The 22166-nt window shown below is 47.7% G+C and carries 19 protein-coding genes; 6 read left to right on the forward strand and 13 right to left on the reverse strand.

Going from position 1 to position 22166, the window contains the following annotated elements:
• The first annotated feature begins 5 nt into the window (after nucleotides 1–5).
• Together AC6ESP_RS20210 and AC6ESP_RS20215 are read left to right on the forward strand one after the other, a co-directional pair.
• The gene (locus AC6ESP_RS20210; protein ID WP_497098541.1) at nucleotides 6–326 is read left to right on the forward strand and encodes a winged helix-turn-helix transcriptional regulator; all 321 of its coding nucleotides are present in this window, start codon (nucleotides 6–8) and stop codon (nucleotides 324–326) included.
• 198 nt (nucleotides 327–524) lie between these two features.
• Nucleotides 525–1130: a pentapeptide repeat-containing protein gene (locus AC6ESP_RS20215; protein WP_497098542.1), complete on the forward strand. Its 606-nt coding sequence runs from the start codon at nucleotides 525–527 to the stop codon at nucleotides 1128–1130.
• A 561-nt stretch (nucleotides 1131–1691) separates the two neighbouring features.
• Here the strand turns inward: AC6ESP_RS20215 and AC6ESP_RS20220 are convergent.
• The 5 genes from AC6ESP_RS20220 to AC6ESP_RS20240 form a co-directional block, all read right to left on the reverse strand.
• Entirely contained in the window at nucleotides 1692–2657 is a 966-nt protein-coding gene (locus AC6ESP_RS20220; protein ID WP_497098543.1) for a ring-cleaving dioxygenase, read from the reverse strand.
• Nucleotides 2658–3162: 505 nt separating this feature from the next.
• Nucleotides 3163–3762, reverse strand: a complete 600-nt coding sequence (locus AC6ESP_RS20225; RefSeq protein ID WP_497098544.1) for a DUF8548 family protein — start codon at nucleotides 3760–3762, stop codon at nucleotides 3163–3165.
• A gap of 177 nt (nucleotides 3763–3939) precedes the next feature.
• Complete coding sequence (locus AC6ESP_RS20230) at nucleotides 3940–5079, reverse strand: toxic anion resistance protein (protein WP_497098545.1); 1140 nt, start codon at nucleotides 5077–5079, stop codon at nucleotides 3940–3942.
• Between the two features lie 26 nt (nucleotides 5080–5105).
• Nucleotides 5106–6794, reverse strand: coding sequence for a vWA domain-containing protein (locus AC6ESP_RS20235; RefSeq protein WP_497098546.1), 1689 nt, complete (start codon nucleotides 6792–6794; stop codon nucleotides 5106–5108).
• 12 nt (nucleotides 6795–6806) lie between these two features.
• Nucleotides 6807–7544 carry a hypothetical protein gene (locus AC6ESP_RS20240; protein WP_497098547.1) on the reverse strand — a complete coding sequence of 246 codons (738 nt, stop codon included), beginning with the start codon at nucleotides 7542–7544 and terminating at the stop codon, nucleotides 6807–6809.
• A gap of 980 nt (nucleotides 7545–8524) precedes the next feature.
• On the opposite strand from AC6ESP_RS20240, the gene AC6ESP_RS20245 reads away from it, so the two are divergent.
• From AC6ESP_RS20245 to AC6ESP_RS20255, 3 genes are read left to right on the forward strand one after another with little or no spacing between them, the layout of a single operon-like run.
• Nucleotides 8525–9298, forward strand: coding sequence for an SDR family NAD(P)-dependent oxidoreductase (locus tag AC6ESP_RS20245; protein WP_497098548.1), 774 nt, complete (start codon nucleotides 8525–8527; stop codon nucleotides 9296–9298).
• A gap of 21 nt (nucleotides 9299–9319) precedes the next feature.
• On the forward strand, nucleotides 9320–10111 hold the full coding sequence (locus tag AC6ESP_RS20250; RefSeq protein ID WP_497098549.1) for an SDR family NAD(P)-dependent oxidoreductase: 792 nt from the start codon (nucleotides 9320–9322) through the stop codon (nucleotides 10109–10111).
• A 54-nt stretch (nucleotides 10112–10165) separates the two neighbouring features.
• Nucleotides 10166–11554 (forward strand): mandelate racemase/muconate lactonizing enzyme family protein, encoded by a 1389-nt coding sequence (locus AC6ESP_RS20255; RefSeq protein WP_497098550.1) that lies wholly within the window; start codon nucleotides 10166–10168, stop codon nucleotides 11552–11554.
• A gap of 91 nt (nucleotides 11555–11645) precedes the next feature.
• On the opposite strand, the gene AC6ESP_RS20260 is transcribed toward AC6ESP_RS20255, so the two are convergent.
• From AC6ESP_RS20260 to AC6ESP_RS20285, 6 genes are all read right to left on the reverse strand, one after another.
• The gene (locus tag AC6ESP_RS20260) at nucleotides 11646–12560 is read right to left on the reverse strand and encodes a DUF6999 family protein (RefSeq protein ID WP_497098551.1); all 915 of its coding nucleotides are present in this window, start codon (nucleotides 12558–12560) and stop codon (nucleotides 11646–11648) included.
• Nucleotides 12557–14431: a 3-oxoacyl-[acyl-carrier-protein] synthase III C-terminal domain-containing protein gene (locus tag AC6ESP_RS20265; protein ID WP_497098552.1), complete on the reverse strand. Its 1875-nt coding sequence runs from the start codon at nucleotides 14429–14431 to the stop codon at nucleotides 12557–12559. The genes AC6ESP_RS20260 and AC6ESP_RS20265 overlap by 4 nt, the downstream gene beginning before the upstream one ends.
• Nucleotides 14432–14810: 379 nt before the next feature.
• Nucleotides 14811–15776, reverse strand: coding sequence for a mannonate dehydratase (locus AC6ESP_RS20270; protein WP_497098553.1), 966 nt, complete (start codon nucleotides 15774–15776; stop codon nucleotides 14811–14813).
• Nucleotides 15777–15804: 28 nt separating this feature from the next.
• Complete coding sequence (locus AC6ESP_RS20275; protein ID WP_497098554.1) at nucleotides 15805–17139, reverse strand: ABC transporter substrate-binding protein; 1335 nt, start codon at nucleotides 17137–17139, stop codon at nucleotides 15805–15807.
• A gap of 36 nt (nucleotides 17140–17175) precedes the next feature.
• Nucleotides 17176–18006 (reverse strand): carbohydrate ABC transporter permease, encoded by an 831-nt coding sequence (locus AC6ESP_RS20280; protein ID WP_497098555.1) that lies wholly within the window; start codon nucleotides 18004–18006, stop codon nucleotides 17176–17178.
• Nucleotides 18003–18875 (reverse strand): carbohydrate ABC transporter permease, encoded by an 873-nt coding sequence (locus tag AC6ESP_RS20285; protein ID WP_497098578.1) that lies wholly within the window; start codon nucleotides 18873–18875, stop codon nucleotides 18003–18005. Before AC6ESP_RS20285 ends, AC6ESP_RS20280 begins: the two co-directional genes overlap by 4 nt.
• Nucleotides 18876–19246: 371 nt before the next feature.
• Between AC6ESP_RS20285 and AC6ESP_RS20290 the strand changes: the two genes are divergently transcribed.
• A complete protein-coding gene (locus AC6ESP_RS20290; RefSeq protein WP_497098556.1) occupies nucleotides 19247–20152 on the forward strand; it encodes an RraA family protein in 906 nt (301 codons plus the stop codon).
• A 96-nt stretch (nucleotides 20153–20248) separates the two neighbouring features.
• On the opposite strand, the gene AC6ESP_RS20295 is transcribed toward AC6ESP_RS20290, so the two are convergent.
• On the reverse strand, nucleotides 20249–21418 hold the full coding sequence (locus AC6ESP_RS20295; protein ID WP_497098557.1) for a helix-turn-helix domain-containing protein: 1170 nt from the start codon (nucleotides 21416–21418) through the stop codon (nucleotides 20249–20251).
• Between the two features lie 48 nt (nucleotides 21419–21466).
• Nucleotides 21467–22123 (reverse strand): GntR family transcriptional regulator, encoded by a 657-nt coding sequence (locus AC6ESP_RS20300; protein WP_497098558.1) that lies wholly within the window; start codon nucleotides 22121–22123, stop codon nucleotides 21467–21469.
• Nucleotides 22124–22166 lie beyond the last annotated feature (43 nt).

A 22166-nucleotide genomic window follows, 5' to 3' on the forward strand; every position in this document is an offset into this window, starting at 1 on the left:
AGGACATGACGGAGGACAAACACCAAAAGCTTGTATGTGATAAGGTCGAGACGGCCCATCAGCTAATCGGCAAAAAGTGGGTAAATCTTATTATTCACACGCTAATGGAGGAACCGAAACGGTTCAGCGAAATACAAAGCTATATCCCAGATCTGAGTAAACGAGTGCTTAACGAGAGAATGAAAGAGCTTGAAGAATATGGCGTTGTTATTCGGAATGTCATTACCGATCGCCCCATTCGTACGGAATATTCATTAACGAGAAAAGGCACCGATCTTGGGAAAGCATTAGTAGCCGTAGAAGACTGGGCCAATAAGTGGCTGTAATGTATTCAGGGGGTGAAGCCATCATGGCTTCACCCCCTTTTCTGTCCTCATAATGAACATCAACAAGTAGCCTTGTGCTGCTCAGCAGTGAATAAAACACTTGACTTTTCACGTAGATCAGGCAGGTACTTGACACCCATATGCTACTATTAAAAAAGATATTTCAAGCAGACCATTAGCTCGTCATAGGAGGACCACATGTTTCAGCATATTAATCAAACCTATACAGGAGTAGACTTCGGTACACAAGACTTAAGATTCGGCGAGCTCATTGGCTGTACATTTAGTCGCTGCTCGTTCTCTAACGGATCACTGGAGGAGCTTACCTCCACCAACTGCCGATTCGTTGAATGCGATTTCCGCGGTGCGCTGTTGAATGGTTCCATCCATACAGAATCCGCGTTCGTGAATTGCAACTTTAACGGAGCCAATCTGTTTGTCTCGAAATTCGATTCCTGCAAAATGACAGGCTCGGACTTCTCCGGCTCTACGCTGGATGGATTCACCATTGTTCAAGGCGACTGGTCCTACACGAATCTGAGAAATACCCGATTAGTGAAACAGGACCTGCGGGGAATTAAATTTCATGAAGCGGACTTCTCTGGAGCGAACCTAGACAAAGCCGATCTAAGAGATTGCGATTTGTCCATGGCCTTGCTCTCCCGAGCCAAATTACAGGGCACGGATGTCAGAGGCGCCAATATGGAAGGCGTCGACTTCAAAACATTCGCGATTACTGGTATGCGGATGGATAGAGAGCAGGCTGTGCTGTTCGCACTCTCTCATGGAGCCAAGATAGGCTAAATTTAGTGAAAATGCTATAGGTGAGTACTGCACCTATTCCGCCACATTACGCTATCCTCGCTCATGCATGCTATCCCCTCACCAATAGTGAAATTCCTTTCGCTGCTGGTGAACCTCGTTTCGCTAATGCTCCCCCACTCGCTTGCCTGCTCATGGGTTAGAGTAACTAATTACTTTATTCGCGCAGCCACTTTCGCTAATACGGTAATTGGGTTCGCTATCCTCGCTCATGCATTGCTATCCCCTCACCAATAGCGAAATTCCTTTCGCTGTTGGTGAACCTCGTTTCGCTAATGCTCCCCACTCGCTTGCCAGCTCATGGGTTAAAGTAACTAATTACTTTATTCGCGCAGCCACTTTCGCTAATACGGTAATTAGGTTCGCTATCCTACCTCATGCATGCTACCCCCTCACCAATAGCGAAATTCCTTTCGCTGTTGGTGAACCTCGTTTCGCTAATGCTCCCCACTCGCTTGACTGCTCATGGGTTAGAGCGATGAAAAAAATGCTCTTCAGGTCGCCGTTCACATGACCCTCTGAGCATCTTAAATGTACAGCGATTTAGTTGGTTTTGAGTGGTTTGAGATTCGCCTCAATGGATTCACGCTTATCCTCTAGGAATGGCGGCAAGGACAGTGACTCGCCTAACGTCTCGACTGGCTCATCCGTTGCGAAGCCCGGACCGTCTGTCGCAAGCTCGAACAGAATGCCGTTCGGTTCACGGAAGTACAGGGAGCGGAAGTAAAACCGTTCCACGAACCCAGAGTTCGGCAAGCCCGCTCTATTCAGAACACCCACCCATTCCATTAGCTCCTCTTTATCCTCTATCCGAAAAGCAACATGATGAACGCCGCCGGCACCTTGACGCCCCACATGAAGATCGCTTCGCGGCTCCACATGCACCTCTGCGCCCGATCCTCCTTCTGCCACTTCCATCACGATGATATCCTCTTGACCTTCAACAAGTGCAGGAATTCGGTTCTTCTCGGTGAATCCAAGCAGACGAAGCGCAGCAATCGTTCCTTCCGGTTTCCTGACCGTTAGCTTAACAGGACCAAGCCCCGTAATGCCGGACTCTACAGGAACCGGGCTTTTAGCCCAAGGCTTACCGCCTTCCACGCCCGTGTTCGTCTCATCAGATACGATGGATAGCTGCTGACCCTCTGGATCCTCGAACTGAATCACCTTACGACCAGCGAACTCAGCAATTGGGGAGTGCTTCACTCCTTTTTCTGCGAAACGCTCCAGCCAATATTGCAGTGCAGCGTCATTAGCTACGCGAAGTGAAGTGCCTGAGATACTGCTGACGCCTGGCAGGTTGCGGCCTACTCCCGGGAAATCGAAGAACGTAAGCTCTGTACCTGGATTGCCGATCTCATCCCCATAGAATAAGTGGTAAGCCGTTGTATCATCTTGGTTGACTGTTTTCTTAATGAGACGCATGCCAAGCACCTCGGTATAAAATGTATAGTTATGCGATGCGCTCCCTGTCATTGCGGTTAAATGATGAATGCCTTTTACGTTCATAGTGAACATCCTCTCCGATTTAGGTGGACCGATATTTTCCCTAGTATGGTCCATCCTTTTGTTTTTAGCCTCTATTTCGATACTGTGCCTTAGAGTTGTAACAATCTTAATATTAAGATATTAGCCAAGCCTTAAGGGACTTAATGACCCTCTCTGCTGCGTTTAATAAATATCTTAAATTTAAGATACTTCAAAATGAGATAAATGTCAACAGTCGAGCTTCAACCTTTTTTAAGAGCACAGTTAGCGTTGACGGTTTATGTAGAAAAAATGTTATTAAAGTCCTCCATTTTCGACAAACAATTATGAACTTGGAAAATTGGGTTGAGCAGGGAGCGTCCGAGCAAGGAGGGCGTATAATTTATGTGCGAAGTTGATTAGAAAATTGATATTCTAATTGAATCCCCTTATAATTGCTTTGATTTCATAGAAAAAACCGCGTCCATGTACGAGGTTTTTTCTATTTCCTATTGTTATAAACTATCCAAATTCAAATCATAAAATACTACTTACTGGACATATAAGTCCAAATACTATGGTCAAAAAATGCTTTAGGCACGTTTAATATATCAGCAGCTGAATTGATAATGTCTTGAATCTCTTTATAATCTAAAGCTTCAATATCAGCTAGTTTCAAAAAGTTCACTATATGACGATCGATTGCGCTAGTGTCTTGACCAACCAATATCCCAAAATAATCTACAGTCTTATCTTTGATACCTTTTATTTTCATAAGTCTATTTTTGTTTTCCGTACTTTCCAGCCATTTACGCAAATCACTTGTGGTTTCTATGCCTTCTAATCTGAAGAAACATGTTACTTCCAATAATCGCATTGGTTTATCACCACCAAAATCCAATAACTTTGATGGAGCAATATCCGAAAGGATTTTTAGAAATTCAGTCGTTTTTTTAGCTTCAGGATATTCGTTCCTTACTTTTTGAACTCTTGGTTTAACAACAGTCTCATACTTAATTCCAGATTGTAAAATTGCGTCTACAATCACACAACCCATATGATCATAGGTATCCAATTCGTCTACTATAACGAAATCTTGCAAGGCTGAGGTAAATTCAATAAGTTGTTGTACCTTCTGATGGTTCACTGTAAGCACTCTCCCATGGTAAGTTGAATGGACTTGTAGGATTCTGTAGTTATTTGTATCATTTTGTATTATATATCCAAAAATAAAAACATCATAGGAGATTTGTATGTACACCGCATCACACGCAAGCTGCGCCCCTATGAACGTCCACTCCCGCATGATGCAGCTCTTCACATCCTACAAGCCCAGCTTATGCCCCTTCTCCAGCCGCTGAATCTGCTGCTCGCCTTCCTCTGCTAATTCACGGAACTGATTAATCGTATCACGCATCTTGGGCAGTGCTTCCTGCTTATAGGTGCTAATGGAATCAAGTGCCGACAGCACATCGGTAAAAGCTACCTTCAGCGTATCTACCGAAATGCTTGCTTCGAGCGATTGCTTATGAATATCTGCACCTTGGTTCTTCAGCATTCTAGACGTGCCGGCAATCAGCTCGTTGGTGGTCTGATTGAGGAGTTCGATTTTCCTCAGAACGATCTTCTGATTGTACAGTGCGCTTGCTACCGTAACCGAAATTTTGAGCGCTGAGATCGTCACATTTTTGGCCCGATCAACTCCACGAATCAGTTCCTTGTTGTTCCTCATCACCACTTCGATCGCCATAATCCCCTGCTGGTTGACGACCAGCATCTGCTGCAGATCCATCACCCGCTGACGCAGGGGGAACAGCACCTCCTCGGTAATGAATCGAACCTTGTCAGGATCTTCATTGCGATACTGTGCCGCCGTTATCTGTGCTTCAATTGATTCGTCCATCAATACGCCGAGCTGAATTTCCTTCTGCAATCTTTTCGTTAGATCCCGAAGCGCCTGCTGCTCGATATCCAGTGTCGTATTATCGTTCCGAAGTGTCGTCTTGCCTTTATCTAATGAAAGGACTATATCCGCAATGACGGCATCTGCTTTTTGATACTTAAGGAAGTACGCACGGAGTGGATTGAACAGCTTGCCTAGCAGCCCTCCTTTGGCAAAATCGACTGCGCTTGGGTCCAGATCCTTCAGCTGAATATGTAGATCAGCGAGCCCCTTCGCCACTTGACCACCCTCGTCACCCGTCTTCGCAAGATTTCCTACCGAAACCTGTAACAGCGCATTTTTATCTGAGGATGATCTCATCGTATTCAGACCGAACGTATCAATCGATTGCAAAATCTCTTTCCTTTTGTCCAATGAATCGATATCCAGCTCCATAATCATCGCCACATTCGATTCCGCAGCCTCCCTCAGCTTCGCAACTTCCTCAGGAACAGGCTTAGCCTCTAGTTCAATTACCGCCTTGATCTCATCGGGACTTACCACTTCCATTGAGAATGACATCGTTATTTATTCCCCTTTCGGATAAGCTACATTTGAACATTGAACAGGTTGCCGATTTTGTAGACCACATCATCTGTATCTGCATTAATACTAGCCGCCTCATTAATGCTCGATATACTCTCAAGCGCCTTAATATTGGCATTATAGCCGATCGTATAGATAGGAACGTTGTAGGTCTCAATGAGCCCCTTAATATCATCCAGCGAATAACCTTCATTCGTCTCCCCATCACTTAGCACAAAAATAACTGGCTGAACGTTAGCATTAAGCGCAAGCTCATCCTCCAGCATTTTGAGCGCGACGACGATTCCGTCGAAGGTAGCCGTTCCCCCGCTTGCTTGAAGACTGTTGACCGTCCCTACGAACATGGACTGCTGGTTCGTATCGTACTTCCCAATAGGGAGATTGATTGTAACACCACTTGAATAAGAGACAAGTCCGATGCTGTTATCTCTTCCCAAGTATTTTTGACCCTTCAATAAGGACTCTTTCAACCGATTCAGCGGCTCGCCTGCCATACTACCTGACACATCGGTGACGAACACAGCCGCAATCGGCTTACTGCCGTTCTTCTTCTCCTTCCACAGCTTCTGTGCCGAAGATAGTAGACTGCCCTCAACCTCTCCAAGCTCCGATTGGTAATCCTCCAGATTATTGAACCCTTTGTCCTTCGCTAAGCTCTGATACTCCGCTTGCTGGACGAACTCAGCGAATCTCTTGATGATGTCCAGCTTATATTCCGGCACATCTCCTAATGCATATAGCGGACTGTCATGTCTAACACCGAATGGAGTGAATACATAAGACCCTTTGAGGTCAGCGGCATTCACGTAGGTTTGGTACTCCAGAACAAATCCGTCAAGCATCCCGGACTTCGCTGCATCTCGCATTTGAATCGTTGTAGAGGCAATGAAAGGTACATTGGCTTGGAATTTTTCGAACCCTTGAACGGCTGTTTCTCCCAAAATATTCGTGCTGTCGAACGTATTCAGCGCTGTTATAAGAAAATTCAATCCCGTCGAGCTCGCGAACGGATCCGTATACCCCATCGAGAACTCGTTGCCCGCTATCGTCTCCGTCACAGTCTTCACATTCACTGATCCAAATTTCTCTATAAGCTCATCGTACTTGGCGCTCGCGATCACGATACCAGGTACATTCCCGACGAGACGCTTCGCTATAAGCTCAGTCTTCACCCCGCTCGCCTTCACCATCTCTCCCCATAGCTCATTAGAGGGTGTGTAGGCATCGGGCACATATTTGCCGGATTTTATATAATCTGCTGCTGTGCCGGAGGCGATATTGCGGAGCTTCACAGAGACAGGTTCGCCATTAATGACGATATTCGCTTGATTGAACGCAGCCGCAACCTCCGTCAACCAGCCGTCCACACCTGTACCTGATTTCTCCGTGGAGGAGAAGATTTCTGCATATTGGGGTGTCGTGTTCTCAACCGATATTGGGAATTTAGATATATCCGGTAGGGACTCGGCAACATCAATGGGATCAAGGTCAATCTGTCCCTTCACGGGGGGCTCTGTCTTAACGGAAATTTGAGCATACAGCTTGCTAAGTCGCTTGCCTGCATCCTCCGAAGCAACCTGTGTAGTGGTCTTGCCTAGGTTAGACGTTAGAGTGATTCCTACATAAACAATGGCGAATACGAATACTAAGATGACACCAGATACTAAGACAAATCTCCCCCTCTTTGCCATTCTCTGCACCTCTCACTGTTTATAAAATTTGGTCTGCTTAATTAATAAGTCTATTTCTTGCATACAAGTCATATTCTCAATATCTCCCGGCTCCAAGTTGTCCAGGCGAGATATTTCGAGCAGGAGCTTATCCAGCTTCAACAATATCTCCTCATTAGAAGCCAAAGAGCCTTTGATATAGGAGAGATGCTCGTTATATAAATCTGTTTTCTCTTGAAGCAGCTGTTTGGACAATGCTGTTGACTTGGCAGACATCACTCTTCTGAACTCTGACTCATCGAATATGCCAAGCCTGTTCACAATTCCCCTCACATTCAGATAAAAGAGCTTGCTGACCTCACCGATGACAGAAGCAAACTTCTTGTAGCTTAATTCGGTCCTATCAAATCGCTGATCGAGGACTTGGAATAAAAGCTCTCTTTTTCTCAACAACCGCTCCATCTGCTCCGCGGCCAGTGCGATGTCATGCTCAAGCCCCTTTACACGTCTATATCGCATTAGCGCCTCTACGTAGTCCTCATGCGACTTCAATGGAATAACCGGTCTAGCGACGGGAGGATCGACTAGCACAAAATAGCTCCCATATAGGAGTACAAGCACATTGGCAAGCAGGAACGTAACCCCGAACGCCGCCGAGAGTGCGCTCCCGCCAAAGCCTACTCCAAGAAATCCAGGCGAGAACACCACAATATTGAGAGCCGCTACACCGACAACCATTCCTATGAGCTTGATGTACTTTGTACCGGCCAATTGTCGTCCCCCCTCTTACCTCTATTAGGAATACGTATACGATTCTGCTTACATCTAGAACAACAACAGCGTACAGCCTGGTGGAGATTAATGAGTAGTCCGCTTACTCAAAAAACGTCAAGCAGAAGCTTAGCTTCGTGCATGTAGAGTCCATCTCTCATTCACGCCATTCGGCCACCAATAGCGAAATCACTTTCGCTGTTGGTGAACCTCGTTGCGCTATTGCTCCACACTATCTGCCTGCTCATCCCTGTAAAGTAACCAATTACTCTACTCGCGCATCTACTTTCGCTAATACGGAAAATGCTTTCGCTGTTTCCGAGCATTCGCACCATGCAGCCACGAATAGCGAAATTACTTTCGCTGTTGGTGAACCTCGTTGCACTATTGCTCCACACTATCTGCCTGCTCATCCCTGTAGAATAACCAATTACTCTACTCGCGCAGCTGCTTTCGCTATTACAGTAATTGCGTTCGCTATATCCGAGCATTCACCCCATTCGGCTACCAATAGCGAAATCACTTTCGCTGTTGGTGAACCTCGTTTCGCTATTGCTCCACACTATCTGCCTGCTCATCCCTGTAGAATAACCAATTACTCTACTCGCGCAGCTGCTTTCGCTATTACAGTAATTGCGTTCGCTATATCCAAGCATTCACCCCATTCGGCCACCAGTAGCGAAATTACTTTCGCTGTTGGTGAACCTCGTTGCGCTATTGCTCTCCAACTGTACTCCCCGCAAAAAACGGTCATTTCCAACAGTATAAGCAATGCCATTTCCGCTAGTCGCTTAGTGAATGGTCTTGTCTTAACAGCATCGCTGCGCCAACCTCCTAAGCCTTACTCCCATAGTCGTGAAAAAACAAACAAAATCATAAATTTACGGCATCGTCATAGATAGGCTGCAATCATTAAGATGAAGATATATTGTTTGTTGTGCTAATTGCAGCTGCTACAGTTGGAGGGGATCTATGAAACTATGAAACTTCATAACAAGGTCGTCTTTATAACGGATGCCGACAGCCTGTCCGGCAAAGCCCTCATACGTCGTTGTGCCGAGAATGGCGCGAAGCTTCTAGTGAACAGCGTCTCGGATGGCGAAGACATCCAAGAGGAGCTGCGTCTAATCGCAGAGTCTCAAGTATTCCTAACGAATACCGACTTGTGCAGCAGCCGTGAGCTCGCTGCGATGCTAGAGCAGGCAGAAGCTCACATCGGAGCCGTGTCCGTACTGATTCACAACAATGACTATCTGCAAGCCGTATCCGTTGAAGGCTGCACAGAAGAAGACTTCCTAGACATACTAAATAGGAACGCCAAATCTGCCTTTCTATGCACACAAGCTGCAGGCAGACAGATGGCAGCTGTGCAGTCAGGCTCGATTATTTATGTTTCTTCCATTCATGCTGAGAAGCCGACAGGCTCGTCTTGGGCATACAGCTCCTCCAAAGGAGCGGTGAAGATGCTGGCCAAGGAAGCAGCTCTCGTCTTGGGTCGCTCAGGCATTACAGTCAATACTATTGAGCTTGGCCCCCTCTCGGGGGATCATGAACGGTTCCATAGCGAGATCTCCACTCTATATGATCATTACGAGTACAAAGTTCCTAATACCGTTTTAGTCGATGTTGAAGATCTAGCAAGCCTCGCACTCTATCTCTCTTCAGATGAGGCACGTCACCTGAATGGTGCGGATATCAGATTGGATGGCGGCTTTCTGCTGCATTATATGGATTTCAAAATGAAGCGGCCGTAACCGCAGGCGAGGAGGATTGCGATGAGCAGTATAGCAGGCAAAATAGCTCTCGTTACCGGCGCTGGTACTGGTATCGGTCAAGGAATCTCCATTGAACTAGCCAAGCGAGGCGCCAATGTCGTCATTCATTATAATCAGAGCGATGCTGGTGCGCAGGAAACGAAGCGGCAGATCGAAGCTGCTGGCGGCAAAGCCTTCATCGTTCAGGCCAACGTTGCGAGCAAGCAGGAAATCGAGCGAATGGTGAAGGAAGCAGCTGATTATTACGGGGGCATCGACATTCTTGTGAATAATGCCGCTCTTCAGCTGAATTACGGCTTTTTCGAGCATGATGAAGCGTCATTCGACCGGATGATGCATGTCAATCTCAAAGGCTACTGGCAGTGTATGCAGGCTGTGCTTCCCTATATGAAAGAACAGCAGCGCGGCGGCAGAATCATTAATATCTCCTCTGTGCATAGCAAACGTCCGACCGACTTCGACGTCATCTACTCGATGACTAAAGGCGGCATTCGTATGCTGGGCAGAGAAAGCGCCATTGAGCTCGCAAAGTATGGCATTACGGTCAACACAATTGAACCAGGGCAAATCCATGTTGGTATTCAGTCGGCTCGAGACTCCAAACCGATTATATCGGTCGAGGAATTAGAGAAACGCAAGCACATCAAGCGTGATATTCGCACAAAATTCCCCCTCGGCCGTGTAGGTAAGCCTCAGGATGTGGCTCAGCTTGTCTGCTTCATTGCTTCAGACAAGAGCGAATTCATGACAGGTGCGGCTATCCGGCTGGATGGTGCCAGCATGCTGCTGTAAGCCTGTTATTACTATTGGGTTCAACCAAATTCGGAAAAATAAGGAGTGAATCATATGATTAATGAACAATCCTATGAAGAAACGCTAGCGCATGTGAATACACATTCCAATCCGTCTCAGTTGCGTATTACAGATATCCGCTTTACGGATATCGTTGGAGGCCCTTTCCATAGCAGCTTAATTAAAGTGTACACGAACCAAGGTCTGGTCGGATTCGGAGAGGTTCGAGACGGGGCGGATAAACGATATGCACAGCTTCTCAAAGGAAGGCTGCTTGGCGAGAACCCCTGCAATATTGATAAAATATTCCGCAGAATCAAGCAATTTGGCGGCCATGCCCGTCAAGGCGGCGGGGTTAGCGGACTGGAGATTGCCTTATGGGATCTAGCTGGAAAAGCTTATGGCGTACCTATCTATCAAATGCTTGGCGGTAAATTCCGGGACAAAATCCGGATGTATTGCGATACCGAGGTTGTTGGCAAGGATACCGGAACAGCGATGGGCGAAGCGCTCAAGAAGCGAATGGACGCAGGCTTCACGTTCCTGAAGATGGATCTTGGCATCGGCCAGATTATTAATGAGCCCGGCACACTAAGCGCTCCCTTAGGCTTCCTCGAGGAAATGAGAGAGAAATCCCGCAATCGATATAATCAGAATTACGACAGCATGACGGATGATGAGATCAGGGAGATAACGAACCGACATTACGATATTTACAATATCCCTCACCCATTCACCGGCATTCAAGTGACAGAGAAAGGGCTTGATATGCTGGAGCAGTATGTCGCAGACGTACGTGGCGTGATCGGCTATCAGGTTCCTCTTGCGATCGATCATTTCGGCCATATTGGATTGGAGAATTGCATTAAGCTCGGACGACGTGTGGAGAAATTCAACTTGGCTTGGATGGAGGATATGCTTCCGTGGCAATACACGGAGCAATACGTCAAGCTATCGCAGGCTGTTGCGACCCCTATCTGCACAGGCGAGGATATTTATCTGAAAGAAAACTTCAAGCCCCTTCTAGCAGCGGGCGGCGTCTCTGTCATTCATCCGGATGTCCTAACATCTGGCGGTATTCTGGAAACGAAGAAAATCGGCGATATGGCGCAGGATTACGGAGTAGCAATGGCTATTCATATGGCGGAGAGCCCTATTGCCTGCCTGGCCGCAGCACATGTAGCCGCAGCTACCGAGAACTTCCTCGCACTAGAATATCACTCCTGCGAGGTACCGTGGTGGGACGATATCATTATCAGCAGCAAGCTGCCGAAGAAGCTCGTGCAGAATGGTTTTATCACCATGTCGGATGCGCCGGGACTTGGCATTGATGACCTGAATGACGAGGTTCTCGCCGAGCATCTCCATCCTGACATTCCTGGCCTATGGGAATCGACTGACGACTGGAACCACTACCGCTCGAATGACCGTTTGTGGAGCTAGCAGGCACAACGTAATCTATATATCTCAAAAAAAACCTCTCCTTGTAGGTATGGAGCGCCATCGCCCGCCAACCATGGAGAGGTTTCTTTTATTAATTGTAATAGGCTCTATTATGCTGATCCCGAGAAGCAGACTGCCTCTGCTTCTCCTTCAATTCAACCAGCAGAGCATGAAGCTGCTCTGTAGCAAGACCATGCAGCACTAACCGAAATCCTGCTCGGAGTGTAGTGAGCGGCACCATCGGATGCTTGTTGTTAATAAGCGCAAGCCGATCGTTGCTGCCAATGATTTTGGAGGCTAGAATGCCTACCGTTTCATCTAGCTGAAGGGAATTAGTAGCCCGCCAGAAGTCGGTATCCGTCAAGAATAATTGATAGATAGGCGTGAAGCATTCGATGGCAGTCGTTAGATCGAGAAAGTTCGTCCAACGCTTCGGCATTTGCTCAATGGGTATTCTGGATGACGTAATCGCATCGAAGTTAAGCCAGTCCCGTTTCGTTACCTCCAGCTTTTTATCACGAAGCTCCGTATTCAGATTAATGACGAAATTATACAAGTTCAGATCATGTATGAGGAACAAATCATCCTTCACAGGCTCTAGATTAGTCGGCTTAAGCGGATTCATCGTCACCTGTACACCCGGCACGTTGTCTCGAATAAATTGCAGCACCTCAGAGCCAAGATAGAAATGTCTGAGGATCATATAGTTGGCGCCCGGGCTGACGAACGTCTTCATCCCCCAGTAGAGCACGCAATGCAGCGCTTTGGATGAGGTAAATGCCTTCGGAATGATACTTTTGTAGATTTGCAGCACGATAATGAGCAATCTTGCGAAAGGTCTCAGCAGCGGAAGCAGGAATTGCCGCGTCTTGCTCGAGCAGTCCTTGAGATACACGGCTTTGGCTTCCTCATTGAATGGAATGCTCTGGTCCATATAAATCGCGAGAAAAGGATTCGGATCATTCTTGTCATGCGGCATGTTATTGAAATAATCAGCTTCACTCATACGTTGCCCAGCTCCTCTAATTGCAGAAGATATAGCCGTGCCGTCGTTTTGGCCGTCTTGACTATTCGTGCTGCAATGTCCGCTGTAAGCATCGGATGCTGAACAACCGTCTCCAGACGCTCAAAATGCTTTTCATCCGAATCGCTATGATATAACAGGAACGAGACCTTCTCATCATCTAGCCCCAGCTGATCACGTATCATTTCACCCCAATATCGTGCCATCCTGCAGCCAAGTCCTTCGATAATCCACATCGCCCCTATCAGATCGTACGGGTTGTCACGGCTTGCCCGTTGGAATAAATAAGCCGACAGCGCCTCACTGCCGATATTCTTCTCCCCTGCCTGAATAGCAGCCAGATCACCGCCAACAGCAACATAATTCCGCTCTAATATTTGAAAGTCTCGATGCTCATCGCGCGCATGTGCGATAAAGGTGGAACGGAGCTCGATGTGTTCAATTGCAATATAGGAAGCCGCACGCGCAATCCACTGAGAGCCGTCGATGACCTGCTGCCGGAGATTCTCCATCAGCCGTTTATAATCAGCGAGAGTGAATTTGTGATGATACAGCTTATGAATAATGGGAACATGCGCCAGCTTTTGCTCAAAATCAATCCATACCTGAACAAGCTGTCTCACTAGCTGCTCTTGTACAGCATTAGCCTCATCATATTCCAGATGTGGCGCTGTAGGCAGGCGCTCCATGAAAGCTCCGAGCTCTCTCTTTCCTTCGTCTGCGGGACCTTCGACGGTACACAGCATATAAGAGGTTTGAAATCTGCCACTCTCCGGTACCATGCATAGGATCTGCTCACCTGGCGAGAGCTGTCCTTCATTCAGCAGCTCCTCGAGCATAATGTAGATGGATGCTGCACCTGTATTTCCTTTGGTATACAGATTCGTGAACCATTTGTCCTCTGGAATAGTCATCCCTCCCAGCTGCAGCAGCCGGAATATCTCATCACGGAAAAAATGAGAAGAGTAGTGACAGACCATCCAATCGATTGCCGAGGGATTGATTCGCCCTTCCTCTACCAGCTCGAAGAAGCGGTTAACTCCAACCTTCGGCATTTCATTAACGAGACGAATATCCTGCTTCAGATTAACAGCTCCAGCATCTGCCGCCTCATGTATAGAACCATAGTCCAGCCAAGAGGCAGCCTGCTCATTGTCCTTATTCAATCCCGCATACATACAGACATCGTATTTGTTCGCGTAAGACTGATTGTCAATCCATTCAATTCGAAGTGACATGCCGCTCGTGGAGGGTTTGCTCTGCAAGACAGCCGCACCGGCGCCGTCTGACAGCATGAAACGGAGGAAATCCGTATCGAAGGGCACCGGGCTAGCTTCATAAGCCGATTGCGCTTCGAAGCGAGTATGCTTGAATGCACGGCTAGGGAATTCACTGGCACAAGCAACTGCCGTAGTATGCTCACCGGATTGCACATGGAGATAGGCATTCTTAAGGGCTTGCATACCGCTTGCACAGACACCGTGATGGGTGGCGATTTCCATGACAGGCAGACGGCTCTCCGCATGAACCATACTGGCGAAGCCGGGAACGAGCAGGTCACCTTGCGTTGTAGCTGCTGCGAGAAAGCCGACTTGATCATCAAGCGACTCCGCATTCCGCTCTAATGCATCATGAATAGCTAGCGAAGCCATCTCAGCATTCGTGTATTGGCTCTTCTGCTCCTTATCTATCGCATAATGCCGATATTGAATCTGATTCTGCTCCAGAATGCGGCGTTTCAGCTTCGAGCCTTTTCCATTGATTCGACCAAGATAATCCTCTATTTCATCATTGCCTATCGGTGACCCAGGAAGAAACTTCCCCATACTGGTTATATAGACGGAATGATTCATCGCACACCTCACTAGTAGTAAATTGTGGTTACACTCTATATGATCAGCTTTGCCGGACTTAGCGTCTAGTACTAACAATAGTTAGTACCCAGCTACCTTAGAGTGAACACAGCACAAAAGAGGCTGACTTAAAAGGTCATATTTGACCTTTTAAATCAGCCCCATTTCAGCATTTCAATACTAGTGAATGGTGTACTTAGCTTACTTTTTTTCTTTAGCTACTGCCTTTATTTCTTTCCATTTCACTCATGTAGTCCCTATTAACACAAAACCCACCCACTACTGCTGTTTTTCCTTGTTGGGTAATGAAGTTCTGCTGTTACTGTTATTTTTTCCTTATGGTCTTAGATACCATAGTCTGTGTAGCCAAGCTCCTACCCTACATCCCTTGCGATGCGGCCTCCATCAGTCCTCGAATATATCCGACTCCGTACAGCCTGCCAAGCAGCTCATAGCCCGGATTATCGTTGCGCTCGCCTTCCATCGTTGGTACATGATCGGGTCTCGCCGGACCGCTGAACCCAACCTCGTAATAGGTTCTCATCGCCTCTAGCATGTTGGTCTTCCCATCGTCGTGGAAGGTCTCCTCGAATTTCTCTGGTGTCCCCCGTACGTCACGGAAATGAACGAAGAATAGCTTATCCTGCTCGGCGAACCGGCGGATAACGGATGGGATATGATCACCTGCTGTCGCGAGCGTCCCTTGGCATAGCGTAATCCCATTGTAAGGGCTGGGCACCAGCTCTATGGCACGCTGCAGAGCATCCGCGTTCCGCAGAATACGCGACACTCCTCGTATCGGCGAAATCGGTGGATCATCCGGATGTAACGCAAGCTTCACTCGCGCTTTCTCCGCAACCGGCACGATACGCTCCATGAAATATTGCAGATTTTCCCACAGCTGCTCCTCTGTCACTATCCCTGCCTCTGTGAGCGGAGCATCCTTCATGAGACTGTGATCATAGCTCGATACAAGCGCTCCCCCACGCGTGCGTGTTGTCGTAGAAGTGCGGAACCAGTTGAATTGTGCCATGAAGTTGTAGCATAGGACAGGAATCCCTGCCGCCCCCATATTCTCAATAAATCGTTGGAACCGCTCGATCTCCTCGTCACGTCCCGCTGTTCCAAGCTTAATCTCATTGCTCGGAGGCATCGATTCAATAACCGATAGCATTAACCCATTGTCGGCGAACCGCTGCTTCATGCGAATAAGCGGCATCAGATCCCAGGGCTTATCTGTCTTCTCTTCCCAAGGAAGCCCGCCAACCGCGTAATTGACATTCATCTGCTTGGCAAGCGGCCATAATTGGTCAGGCTGTGAGGTGAAAAATTCGGCTAGCTGCATATTTTCTTCCCCCTGAATAAGTGCTGTATTAGCCTGCTGCTTTGGCAGCCAGCTCTTTGCCTAGCTTATCGATTTTGTTGAAGGCATCCTCAATGGATTGCTGTCCGAAGGTAACCGCATCCATCTCTTTTTTGTACGTATCCACCCATTCCGAGAAGCCTGCTGCAGGAGCATAGAATGGCAAAGCTTTGTCGAGTGAGAGATCATAAATTTCTTTACCAAGCTTATCCTTAGCCTCTAATGTCGGCTCCAGCTCTTTATAGATTTCCGGGTTAATCGGCAGGCCTCGGGTGAGTCCTAGTGCTTTTCCCGCTTCTTTATCGGTGATGAACCATTTCACGAATTTCTTCGCTTCCTCTTTATTCTTGGAATTCGCGCTCACGCTCAGGAAGATCGTCGATTGTGCCCAGCCTCCGCCTGATGGTCCTATCGGTAGATTGACAACCCCGACCTTGCCAGGCATGAGCTGCTCAAGCGCACTAACGGAGCCAGTCGTTGCTCCCCGAGTCATAACAACACCGGATGCCATAGGATCAGCCTGCGGGTCATTCTCGAGGAATGCCGCCGCTTTCTCAGCTGGAGGAACGATCTTTGCTGTGCGGAATTCTTCATAGATACCGTAGAATTTCATGAAGAGCCCTTTATCAAGCGTGAAGGTTTTGCCTCCGTCAGCCATGATTGGCGGCTTGCCCATTGCCGTCTGATAATAATTGAAGGCATCCCATGTTGTTGTATCGCCTATCGGGTATTTGCCATCTGGAAGCTTCGCCCGCGCATCCCTTGCCCATTGGAAATATTCATCATAGGTCCAGTCTTTGTGCGGCAGTGGTATGCCATATTCCTCAAGCTCAATCTTGTTAAATGCTGTACCCTGTGCATTCTGGCTGAGCGGAATGCCGTATAATTTGCCGTCAATTTTCAGATTCTCAATGACGGTCGGATCAACAATTCCACTGAGGTCAATATCCGACAGATCCTCCAGCTGTCCGCGAGATACATATTCCTGAATGTACGCCGCATCCATCTGGAGCACATCCGTAATGGATTTGGAAGCGGCAAGGGTAGGAAGCTTCTGCCAGAAGGCATCCCATGCCATGAATTCAGGCTTGAATTTCACATTCGCATTCTGCTGGGAGTAGATATCCAGAGCTTGCTTCGTTGCCTCATGGCGTGCATCCGTGCCCCACCACATCATACTGAGCGTAATGCTGCCGCCGCCCGTCCCCTTGTTATCTCCACCATTTGCATCGGCATTACCTTCGGTATTGCCATTGCCATTCCCGCCCCCGCCGCTGCATGCCGACAAGACGAGCATGAGGGCCAGCACCATGCCAAGCAAGCCTCTTAACTGTTGTTTCTTCATCCATACCATCCCCTTAATCAATTGGTGGTGATACTGTTAACCCTTCAGCCCAGTTGTTGCGATGCCCTCGACAAAATGCTTCTGTGCCAGGAAGAAAATAAGGGCTGACGGCACTATCGACAGCAGGGACATCGCGAGCAGCTGCCCCCACTGAATATCGAATTGATCAATGAACATTCGCAGCGCAAGCCCTACCGTGAACTTGTCGACGGAGCTCAGATACAGCACCTGAGCAAAGAAGTCATCCCAGCTCCATATGAAGGTGAAGATCGCTACCGTTACAAGCGCAGGTCTCAGCAGCGGAAAAATAATCCGAAGAAAGATGCCGTAGACGGAGGCTCCATCGATCTTGGCTGCTTCATCCAGATCCCGCGGTATTCCGCGGATGAATTGTACGAGAAGGAAGATGAAAAAAGCCCCTCCACCGAAGAAATGAGGCAATACGAGCGGCACATAGCTGTCGACAAAGCCTAATTTGTTGAACAGAATGTACTGCGGTACGACCGTTACCTGCCCTGGCAGCATCATCGTCAAGAGCAGAATCGAGAACCAGAAGCCTTGGAACTTGAAGTGTAGACGCCCGAAGCCATAAGCGACGACAGCAGCAGTCAATACGCCGCCCGCCACATTGCCAAGCTCCATCAGCAGCGTGTTTCCGAAGAAATGGGCGAACGTGTATTCACCGGAGAACTTCCAGCCGCTGCTGTAATTTTCCCAGATAGGGGTGGACGGCCATATCGTCGGCAGGCTCAGCTCCTCGGTTTTTTTCAAGGAAGCACCTACCCACCAGATGACAGGATAGATCATGATGAAGGAGAAGATCGACAGGAACAGATGGTCCGTTAGCTTCGTGCGGAGCCCATTCATTTCGTTTCCCCCCCATCCGATTCATAGAACACCCAATAGCGCGAAGCGAAGAAATTGATTATCGTCAGAATAGCCACGATAGCTAGCAATATCCAAGCCAAAGCGGAAGCATAGCCCATCTGATAATGTTTGAACGCTTTTTCATATAGGAACAACGCATACACATAGGTCGAGTTGATCGGGCCGCCCTTCGTAATGATGAATGCGGACGTGAAGGTCTGGAAGGAGCCGATAATGCCGAGCACCAGATTGAAGAACATAACCGGTGACAGCATGGGCAATGTAATGCTAATGAACTTTCGAACCTTGCCTGCTCCATCCACAGATGCTGATTCATAGAGCTCTTGGGGAACCTGCTTCAATCCTGCTAGAAAGATGACCATTGTCGATCCGAATTGCCAGGTGTTCAATAGAATGAGTGTGCCTAGAGAGGTATCTGGATTGGAGATCCAGCCGACTCCTTCGATGCCGAACCAAGCAAGCACTTGATTGATATAGCCGTCCAGTCCGAACATATTACGCCATAAGGCGGCTACCGCAATGCTTCCGCCAATCAGTGACGGGAAATAAATCGCGGTTCGGTAGATGTTCATCCCACGCAGGTTTTTGTTAAGCGCAAGAGCTACCATAAGTGAGAAAAACAGCTTCAGAGGTACAGAGAACAGCACGAATAGAAAGGTTACGCTCAGTGATTTGGTGAACGTCGAATCATCGGTGAAGATTCTGGCATAGTTGTCTGTTCCCGTCCATACGGGGTCCTCAAGCAGCGAATATTCCGTGAAAGATAAATAGAATGACTGTGCGATCGGCCACAGCGTAAGTAGCAAGAAACCAATTAGCCATGGAGAAATGAAGAGATATCCGGCCAAATGAGTGGCTTGGCTATTCTTGCGCTTCCGTACGGTACGCTTCTTTCTATTCTCGACCTTCGCTAACGTTTCAGCTGTCACCCATTATTCTCCTCCCCTTTTCATCGAGTGAAAGCATTAATTGCTTAGTCATACTTTATACGAAAGCGATTTCATGATTAAAGGTGATGAATTTATGAAATGGTTTGATTTTTTACTTCCCCTAAAAGATTGGCACAGGGGTTATCTCTAGTGGGTGGAAAAATTATAGTGTACGGAGAAAATGCTTAAGATCGTCGCATCGACAAAACCTGAATTGTCCCTAACAATAGATTTAAGCAATGAGATAGTGAAGCTCCGACCAATACATGATCTGAAAGAGGTGCCCGAAGATGAAATTCGATAATCCTGAAGATATTAGACAGCTTACACCGCTCTGGGAAGGTGAACGTTACCCGAATGGCAGGCCTAAGGTACCGGCAGATATTCTGCGACGCATCAGAAAAATTACGCTTGAAGAAGCATGGGGGCCATTATGGCACCGGGGCTACACCTTTCAATTCGAAGGAGATTTCCGCATTATTCATCCGAATCAAGTCATGGTCGGACGTGCCGTTACAGCTGTAATGGTGCCCAAGCGCCCTGATCTGCATGAGACACTGCTGCGTTACGGTCATGAGGAAGAGGACCGCAGAGGGTTTTTCAATCAATGGGTGATTGATTCCCTAGGGGAAGACGATGTCGTAGTCGTTGATATGTTCGATAAAGTCCACTTAGGCACTTATGTTGGGGGCAACCTGTCTACTGCGATCTCTACCCGAACGAAAAGAGGCGGCGCCGTCATCTGGGGGGGCATTCGCGATAATCAGCAGGTATCGGAGATCGATAACATTAATGTCTTCTATCGGGGCAGTGACCCGACAGCTATTGCAGATGTGACGATGGTCGGCATGAACGTGCCCACCCGTATTGGCAAGGCGATATGTCTCCCAGGGGATGTCGTCCTAGGTACCCCAGCAGGTGTCATCTTCATTCCGCCTCATCTGGCAGAGCTGACCGTTGTACAAGCGGAGAAATCGCAGGTCAGAGATGTGTTCGGATTCGTCCGTCTGAGGGAAGGCGTCTATTCGACCGCGCAGATCGATGCCTCTTGGGGTACCGCGCTGTGGCAGGACTTTATCGATTGGTTCAATCAAGATGAGGCTGCCTCCGAATACCGCCACTTAACCTGGCAATCCGAGCTGGATGAAGCTCACAGAGCGGAGAAGAATGGGCCGCAGAATGATGTTCGTCTCTAGCTTTGATTTCTTATTTCTAAGGCATTCGTATACAAAAGCGGCGATCCTTCCCTTCAGCTAACAAGGGAGCGATCGCCGCTTTATGATTTCTATCCTCTATTTGCCAACGGATTCCCGATATTCACTAGGAGACAGACCTACCCGCTTCTTGAAAATCTGACTGAAATAACGCGGGTCCTGATACCCTACCTTCTCCGCTACCTCATAGTTTTTGTAATGCGTGCTTCTGAGCATATCCTTCGCCTTATCTATACGGATATCGGTAAGATGCTCGATGAACGTCTTCCCGGTGTTATTCTTGAACAGCAGACTTAGGTAGGTCGGTGTCATATATACCTTCTGTGCAACACTTTGCAGCGATACATGCTGGCATTCCTGCTCCATATAATACATCGTTTTTTTGATTATGCTCCGATGGCTTTCCTTCTGATGAGGGGATACGACCTTCCATAGATCAATAAGAAATCCACTCACATACCGGATAATTTCCTCCAGCGTCTCCATCTTCAAGATGGACATAATTTCGTACCGATGATTCATGTTCACATTGCTGGCCTCTGCAAGCACCCGCTTCTCCGTGCCCACCAGAAGCCTTAAAGTAAGCTCATACATATGATGAACATCAATTGGTCCGTCTCTCAGCACCCACTTATAAAAGGCATGAACCGCTTCATCAATCTCTAATTCGGATACAGCCGCCTTGAAGACATCGAATAATTCCTTCTCCTTGTCCGCCGGATATTCACTCAGCGTCTCGTAGAGTCGAAGCTCGCTGTAGTAAATAATTTTCCCCGTTCCTCTATAAAATTTATTGTGCAGAGAACGGATTGCCTGCTGGTAGGAATGCCGAACATCATGCAGATAGCTGCATGGCTTCCCTACCCCAATATTAACCGGCTGCGCGAAGCGTTCGAGCAGGTTGGCCTGCAGCCGCTCTATCGTCTCTTTGGAGACCCAAGAGAACAACAGCCCTACGCGGCTTTCCTCATCAACAAATACAACACAGTTATCGGGAATATACTGCTGCAGATAATCTCGCATTTGCTCCACATACCCGATTCTCTCATGCTCATCATGGAACGTGACCGTCGGCTCTATTAACGCAACTGTGGGGTAGGTGTAATAGGGATTAATGTTCAGCTTTGACAGATTTTCTCTCAAATTCGAGCGTCCAGCCCCTGCATCCGACACCAGCTCCCGCAGCAGTCGATCTCTCATCCAGGTCATAATGACATCAGCTTGATACAATAAGCCTTCATTCAGCATGCTCTATTTCCCCTTTTTTGAAAGGATGGCAACACGAGATGCATGAGACTACTCTACATGAATAATTTTGTAAGAATGCATATGATCGACAAAAGCCCTCTCCGCCTCTTCCGGATCTCCTGAGCGCAGCGCTTCAATGAGTATGATGTGCCACTCGGCCAGAAGCTCGGTCGTATAATGCCGATTAGAGATCGCCATGAATCGCATCACCTTCGTCTTCATGTCATTCCATAGAGCAAGAACAGCTTGATTGTTGCATCTTCTATAGAAAAAGCCATGGAAATCCATGTCCAGCTCCAGAATGCTGAGAAACTGATTATGCTTCACTGCCTGGTCCATCTGCTCAATAATATTTTCTAAATAGTCATAGTCATCATCCGTCATGTGGGACATGGATTCCTTAACCGCAAAGCCCTCGATAATTTCTCTGAGCACGAACAAATCCTTGATTTCTTTGGCTGTAATATTGGATACGACCGAGCCCTTATTGGGAATACCCGTAATCAAGCCCTCCTGCTTCAAGCGTTCCAACGCCTCCCGTACAGGTGCCTGGCTGATCTTATATTTGTTCGCAATATCAAGTACAATTAAGCGCGTTCCTGGCTGCAGCTCCCCTGCAAGGATGTCTTTCTTCACATTGGCATAGACATGGGTGCTTATAGAATGGACAGAGGAGAATAGCGGGATATCTTGCAATAGACTCACGTCTCCATTTCCTATTATCGATTATCGATAATACCAGTTGGCA

The sequence above is a fragment of the Paenibacillus xinjiangensis genome (assembly GCF_059686975.1).

Coding starts and splice junctions, on each gene's coding strand:
- AC6ESP_RS20275 (WP_497098554.1), bottom strand. CDS start 17,139: ATGAAGAAACAACAGTTAAGAGGCTTGCTTGGCATGGTGCTGGCCCTC.
- AC6ESP_RS20250 (WP_497098549.1), top strand. CDS start 9,320: ATGAGCAGTATAGCAGGCAAAATAGCTCTCGTTACCGGCGCTGGTACT.
- AC6ESP_RS20220 (WP_497098543.1), bottom strand. CDS start 2,657: ATGAACGTAAAAGGCATTCATCATTTAACCGCAATGACAGGGAGCGCA.
- AC6ESP_RS20245 (WP_497098548.1), top strand. CDS start 8,525: ATGAAACTTCATAACAAGGTCGTCTTTATAACGGATGCCGACAGCCTG.
- AC6ESP_RS20295 (WP_497098557.1), bottom strand. CDS start 21,418: ATGCTGAATGAAGGCTTATTGTATCAAGCTGATGTCATTATGACCTGG.
- AC6ESP_RS20290 (WP_497098556.1), top strand. CDS start 19,247: ATGAAATTCGATAATCCTGAAGATATTAGACAGCTTACACCGCTCTGG.
- AC6ESP_RS20210 (WP_497098541.1), top strand. CDS start 6: ATGACGGAGGACAAACACCAAAAGCTTGTATGTGATAAGGTCGAGACG.
- AC6ESP_RS20255 (WP_497098550.1), top strand. CDS start 10,166: ATGATTAATGAACAATCCTATGAAGAAACGCTAGCGCATGTGAATACA.
- AC6ESP_RS20215 (WP_497098542.1), top strand. CDS start 525: ATGTTTCAGCATATTAATCAAACCTATACAGGAGTAGACTTCGGTACA.
- AC6ESP_RS20280 (WP_497098555.1), bottom strand. CDS start 18,006: ATGAATGGGCTCCGCACGAAGCTAACGGACCATCTGTTCCTGTCGATC.
- AC6ESP_RS20260 (WP_497098551.1), bottom strand. CDS start 12,560: ATGAGTGAAGCTGATTATTTCAATAACATGCCGCATGACAAGAATGAT.
- AC6ESP_RS20270 (WP_497098553.1), bottom strand. CDS start 15,776: ATGCAGCTAGCCGAATTTTTCACCTCACAGCCTGACCAATTATGGCCG.
- AC6ESP_RS20230 (WP_497098545.1), bottom strand. CDS start 5,079: ATGTCATTCTCAATGGAAGTGGTAAGTCCCGATGAGATCAAGGCGGTA.
- AC6ESP_RS20235 (WP_497098546.1), bottom strand. CDS start 6,794: ATGGCAAAGAGGGGGAGATTTGTCTTAGTATCTGGTGTCATCTTAGTA.
- AC6ESP_RS20265 (WP_497098552.1), bottom strand. CDS start 14,431: ATGAATCATTCCGTCTATATAACCAGTATGGGGAAGTTTCTTCCTGGG.